Origin of the sequence: Variovorax glucosi, from assembly GCF_051216695.1 — a bacterium.
Taxonomy (GTDB): Bacteria; Pseudomonadota; Gammaproteobacteria; order Burkholderiales; family Burkholderiaceae_C; genus Variovorax.
The window spans coordinates 1-1,053 of the sequence record NZ_JBPJZE010000372.1; the positions used below are offsets into that span (position 1 = coordinate 1).

Sequence of the window (1,053 nt, forward strand, 5' to 3'; positions counted from 1 at the left end):
GGCGGCAACTGGGCGGCGGGCGGGGTGATCGGCTCCGCCATCCTGCTCGGGGGCATCGTGCTGATGCTGATGGACCGCGTGCTGCCGCACGAACACTTCATCAAGGGCCGCGAAGGCCAGGCCGCCAGGCAACTGCGCCGCACCTGGCTCTTCGTGTTCGCGATCGCACTGCACAACGTGCCCGAGGGCCTGGCAATCGGCGTGGGCTATGCGGCCAACAACGGGCTGCGAGCCGACGCACTGGCCACCGGCATCGCGATCCAGGACGTGCCCGAGGGCCTGGTGGTCGCGGTGGCGCTGCTGGCCGCCGGCTACAGCCGCATGTTCGCGGTGCTGATCGGCATGGCCTCGGGGCTGGTGGAGCCGCTGGGTGCGGTGCTGGGCGCGGCCGTGGTCGGCCATTCGGCGATGCTGCTGCCCTGGGGGCTTGGCTTTGCGGCGGGCGCAATGCTGTTCGTGATCAGCCACGAGATCATTCCCGAATCGCACCGCAAGGGGCATGAAGCCTTTGCCACGAGCGGGCTGATGATCGGGTTCGTGTTGATGATGCTGCTGGACACGGCGCTGGCATAAAAAGGGCTGATGCATGGTCATGCCGTTGCATCGGCTGTGGCATCGGAACGGTGGCTTGAATTCCAGCCTGTACTGGCGCTGTCAGTGGGGGCGGCGCTTGTTGGCCCGCCAAACCAGTGCTGGGAGTCGTGCTGGCCACCGAGAGCCGAAGTGCTCATTGAGTAAGCCATCCAACGCGGTGAACCCAAGCAACTCAACGCGATGGCCTCGCATATCTGTCTCGCGCAGTGCTGCCTGGGTGAATTCAGCGTTGGTCATGAGCACGCATCGGCTGGCGCGATGAGTTTCTACAACGCCAAACAGCTCGCGCAATGGCGCAACCCCTATACGGCCCTTCACTAGCTTGCACTGTATGAGGACCTCTTCACGCTGGCCTGCTTGACGTTTGGAAGCACGGACGTCGATGCCTCCGTCTCCGGACCTGCCGGTGTGAATGACTTCATAACCCATCTCCTTGAAGAGTTCGTATGCGAGAAATTC

Annotated in this window: 2 protein-coding genes; one reads left to right on the forward strand and one right to left on the reverse strand. The window is 63.7% G+C overall.

Going from position 1 to position 1,053, the window contains the following annotated elements; all coding sequences use genetic code 11:
* Positions 1-573, forward strand: a 573-nt coding sequence (locus tag ACSFA3_RS25770) for a ZIP family metal transporter (protein WP_435508153.1), incomplete at its 5' end; no start/stop codon positions are given.
* 81 nt (positions 574-654) lie between these two features.
* Here ACSFA3_RS25770 and ACSFA3_RS25775 read toward each other — a convergent pair.
* On the reverse strand, positions 655-1,053 hold a 399-nt coding region (locus ACSFA3_RS25775), incomplete at its 5' end, for a restriction endonuclease (RefSeq protein WP_435508154.1).